Origin of the sequence: Kocuria sp. NPDC057446, assembly GCF_042802875.1 — a bacterium.
Classification (GTDB): Bacteria; Actinomycetota; Actinomycetes; order Actinomycetales; family Micrococcaceae; genus Kocuria.
The window spans coordinates 1-4,429 of the sequence record NZ_JBHVDI010000036.1 but is presented as its reverse complement, the minus strand read 5'-3'; the positions used below and the strand labels follow the sequence as shown (position 1 = coordinate 4,429).

Annotated in this window: 3 protein-coding genes and 1 pseudogene; 2 read left to right on the top strand and 2 right to left on the bottom strand. The window is 60.2% G+C overall.

From position 1 onward, the window contains the following. Window positions 1–20 precede the first annotated feature (20 nt). Both ACFU0Y_RS06660 and ACFU0Y_RS06655 read left to right on the top strand, forming a co-directional pair. Entirely contained in the window at window positions 21–2,585 is a 2,565-nt protein-coding gene (locus tag ACFU0Y_RS06660) for a tetratricopeptide repeat protein (protein WP_380213691.1), read from the top strand. Window positions 2,586–3,059: 474 nt separating this feature from the next. Continuing rightward, window positions 3,060–3,869, top strand: coding sequence for a helix-turn-helix domain-containing protein (locus ACFU0Y_RS06655; RefSeq protein WP_380213670.1), 810 nt, complete (start codon window positions 3,060–3,062; stop codon window positions 3,867–3,869). Here the strand turns inward: ACFU0Y_RS06655 and ACFU0Y_RS06650 are convergent. Both ACFU0Y_RS06650 and ACFU0Y_RS06645 read right to left on the bottom strand, forming a co-directional pair. Beyond that, complete coding sequence (locus ACFU0Y_RS06650; protein ID WP_380213669.1) at window positions 3,796–4,182, bottom strand: transposase; 387 nt, start codon at window positions 4,180–4,182, stop codon at window positions 3,796–3,798. The two genes, ACFU0Y_RS06655 and ACFU0Y_RS06650, sit on opposite strands and share 74 nt — an antisense overlap. A 55-nt stretch (window positions 4,183–4,237) precedes the next feature. Further along, window positions 4,238–4,429: pseudogene (locus ACFU0Y_RS06645) on the bottom strand (IS110 family transposase); the annotation flags it as partial.

Sequence of the window (4,429 nt, the reverse complement as noted above, 5' to 3'; positions counted from 1 at the left end):
TTGAGAATGTTGCCGGCCAGGTGGCCTACCGGCGCGGTCTGGGGGATCGGTTGCGTGAGCTGGGTCGGGTGGAGGAGGCGCTGGCCCAGTACGAGGCTGCGAGTGGGCTGGACCCCGATGACGCGTCCGTGAGCGAGAAACGGATGGAGGTCTTGTTCGATCTCGGCCGTATCGAGGAAGGACTCCGGGAAGCGCTTCGGGGGATTGACCTGCTGCCTTCCGGGTACGAGAAGGCGTATGCCCACGACCGGGTGGGGGATCGGTTGCGTGAGCTGGGTCGGGTGGAGGAAGCGCTGGCCCAGTACGAGGCCGCAGTACAACTCCAACCCGACTCTGCATGGATGCAGCGAGACCTGATCAACTTGTTGGTCCAGCTGGGTCGGGTGGAGGAGGCGATCGCGCGCGCGGGGAGTATTGAGAATGTTGCCGGCCAGGTGGCCTACCGGCGCGGTCTGGGGGATCGGTTGCGTGAGCTGGGTCGGGTGGAGGAGGCGCTGGCCCAGTACGAGGCCGCAGTACAACTCCAACCAGACTCCCCGGCGATACAACGACACCTTGCCGACCTGCAGATGTTTATGGGGAGGACAGCCGAAGCACTTCGAATTTTCCGGTCCTTGATAGGAAAAGACTCTAACTGCACTGCGGATTACGGACGTGCGCTTGAGATAGTGGGACGGCATGCAGAAGCACTTTCAGCATACAAGGCAGCCGTGACGCAGGAAACCAATCCGTATCAGCAAGCAAGGATGGTGCAAAGACTAAGTGAATACCACCTTCGCGTAGGTGACTCTCATGCCGCTGTCGACGAGTATGTATCGGCCCTTGACGGCGACAGCAACGACGACCTCCGCTTAGGCTTGATCGCGCTATACCAGCGTTTGGGTAGATATTCTGATGCCCTTGAGGAAGCTGGCAAACTTCGTGACATTGGGGTGGCGTCCGAACAAAAAGGCTGGATATTTTTGTACGGAACAAGATCATTGGGGTCGGCAATTGACTGCTATCGCGTCGCTGTTAGGTCGTCAACCGCTGATCTGCGACTTGAACGAGAAGTGCGTTTGGGGGAAGCCCTGGCCCAAGCTGGGCGCTGGAGTGAAGCGAAGGAAATTTTCCACAGGGCTATTGGTACGAGCCAGGAGTCCCGGGCTCGGTTCGCCTGGGGTAATGCACTTTCAGATGAGGGGCGATATGTTGAGGCGCTTGCGCAGTACCGAGCATGCCCCCGACGCGAAAACGATCAAATATACGTGCATTGTAGACACAATGCGGCATGGGTGCTGGAGAAACAGTTCAAATATGGAGAGGCGCGTGGGGAATGGGCACAAGTTCTGCAATTGCACGAAGTCGTGGGAAGACAGCATGATCTCGGCGTTTTTGATTACATGTATGATTTGTCAGCGTCGGAAACCTATGCATATATGGGTGTGATTGCCTCAGACCTTCAAAAATTCGACCTAGGGGCGACTTACATACAGAGATCTCTGGAATACGATCCGAACAACCTCGTGGCGTTATGCGCATCGGCGGTTGTGTTCAAAGAAATGCGCGACCGTGATCATATGGAACGGCCCGACGGATACTGGCGGAGTCATGGAGCGATGCGCCGGGCGCAGGAGGTCCTCCGAGAGCGAGTGTCGCATGCTCCGGGTAGTGCGATAGCAATCAAGGACCAGATTGCGGTGGCAGAGACCCTGCTCACTCTCGGCGACAATGATGCGGCCGAACAATGGTTGAACCGTGTGGCTCCATACGCCAAAAATGACATAACTTTTGAGCAGAACATGGGCGTGCTTCGCGCAAGTCAGCAAAGATTCGACGAAGCAGCATCCCGTTTTCGACGAGCAATTGCCCTGGAGCCGGAAAATTTAAGAGCTCGCAGCAACCTTGCGGAATGTCTATTACATTTAGGGGATAGGGCGGAAGCGGAGAGCTGTTATAAGAAAAATATGGCACTGTCCACTCGAAATGTTGAAACCTTAATTGGCCTGGGGGAAACCTATGCGGCCATGGGCGACGCGGGCGAAGATCCTGAAGTCAACTACACTAGGGCCATCGATTTCTTCGGTCGAGGGATGGATGCATCTGAGACTCGGCAGGGTTCTAAAATTCTCGGCAGGTCCGAAAAAAGCGCGTTGCTCTATTCTCGGGGATATGCCTACGCGAAACTATTTGACGGTATGGATGCCACTCCGGACAACGCATACATGCATCTGGCGCTGAAGGATTTCAAAAAGTCCTGCGATATTGACAGGGAACGCGACAAAGCTCGGCTGGCCGCTGAACGTATCGAGGAACGGCTTAAGCGCATGGAGGCCGATCGAATAGCACGGAAAGGTGGGCCACTGCTGATTGGCGTACTTGCTTTCGCCATATTCGTCTTGGCCCAATTGTGCTTCTTCTGGGGCGACCCCTTCCCCGAACTGCAACCCGCCTATCATGGCACTTTAACGTTTGGGTCTTTGGTGTTTCTCATTGCCAGTCTCTATTTGCCCAGTTTGCTAAGACTCAAGTTGGCTGGCGTGGAGCTGGAAAAACGCCCGGTAGAGCAAATCGGCACTTCCATGCCTTTGGGGATCAGCCGGTGAATCAGACCCGACTGCGCAAATAGGATAAGTGATTCCCCATGATTCAGTAATCTCAAACTGTCGCCCCAGTTCATAACTTGTTTGGTCCTTCACCGACGAGTGTGGTCTGGGACCCTCGGCGATGCCGGCCTCGGTGGAGCGAACCCGCCAGGCGATGACCATGGTGCGGGTGACCCCGACCTTTTCGGTGTTGGAGACGCCCTCGGCGACAGCAGTACGATCCGCACCTGCTTGGCCTTTTCCGCCAGGACAGTCCTCAAAGGCACCGGCCGGCTCAGCTTTTCCCGGTCGCCTTCCCTCAACAGCATTGCGGCCGAAGGATGATTTGCCATGACCCAAGGTTCCAAGCTGCCAAGCGTTCAATCAGTTTGTCAACGACGGGGTGCTTTCTCGTCATGGTCGCAACACCTGACCGCAAGTTAGGCCATGACAGCACCATTGAAAGGACATGATCGCCGCGTTGGGCGGCGTCCGATGTCGGCCAAGAGGGAACAGTTCCTGAAGATGATCGGGCAGGGCTGGTCCGTGGCCGCCGCGGCCCGTGAACTGGGGATCAGCCCCAGCTCGGCGAACAACTGGAAGAACGGCTACCGGGTGGCCCGCACCGACGGCACCGTGGTCGTCTTCGAGCCACTGACCCCGACCCCGCAACCGATCTCCGCCCGGTTCCTCTCCCAGGAGGAGCGGCTGGTGATCGCCGACGAGTTCCGGGCGGGCGCCAGTCTCCGAACGATCGCTGCGTTGCTGGGCCGGCCCCCCTCGACGATCTCCCGCGAGGTGCGCCGCAACCGCGGCGGTCTCTCCGCCTACCGACCCTTCACCGCCGAACAGCTCGCCCCGCAACGCCGGCGGCGCCACCCTCGGCTCAAGATCGAAGCCGACCCACAGCTGGGCTCGTGGGTCGCTGCGCGGCTGGCCGAGTACTGGAGTCCCTCCGAGATCGCCCGGGCCCTGCCGGCCACCTTTCCGGGCCAGCGAGAACGCCATCTGGCGCACGAGACGAACTACCGCGCCGTCTACCGCCACCAGCTCCCGCCACTGGCCCGGGGACAACGGTCCTGCCTGCGGACCGGGCGCACGTACCGGAAGGCCCATCGCCACCCGTCCCGGCGCCGCGCCCGATTCGGGTTGCCGGTGCGGATGATCAGCGCCCACCCGCCCACGTGCTGGAGCGACTCGAGCCCGGGCACTGGGAATCTCAATGCAGTTGTCAAGCAGCCAGGAGTGCTGGGGCCGGGACTGGTTCTCGGTATGGACTGTGGTCCCGGAGCATGGCCCAGATGACGTTGAGGCGGCGACGTGCGAGGGCGATGAGCGCTTGTTTGTGGGACTTGCCCTCGCCCCTTTTCCGATCATAGAAAATCCGGGACGCCGGGCTGTTCTTCAGGCTCGAGAGAGCAGCGGGATAGCAGGTGCGCAACAGCCGTCGATTGAAGCGGCGGGGCCGGTGCAGGTTGCCGCTGATGCCCCCGGAGTTGCGTGGGACCGGGGCGAGCCCGGCCACGCAGGCGAGCCGGTCGACGGTGTCGAACCCGTCGAGGTTGCCTCCGATGTTGGCCAGGAAGGTCGCCGCCGGCACGGGCCCGAAACCGGGCATGCTCAGCAAGACCTCGGCGCTCTCGTGCTGCTGGAACCGGTCGGTGATCTCGCGGTCAACCTCGACGAGTTCCGCATCGATCGTCGTTGACAGCCGAGATCGCTGCCGCCAGTTTCGCCACCAGGGCGCATCCCACCGACTGGGTCGGAAGACTCGTGTGCTGGGCAGCGGCAGCCTCGACGGCTGCTTGGGCCACGGACGCGCTGTTACGGCAGTCGCGGCTCTTCAGCCATGCGGTGAGCCGGGT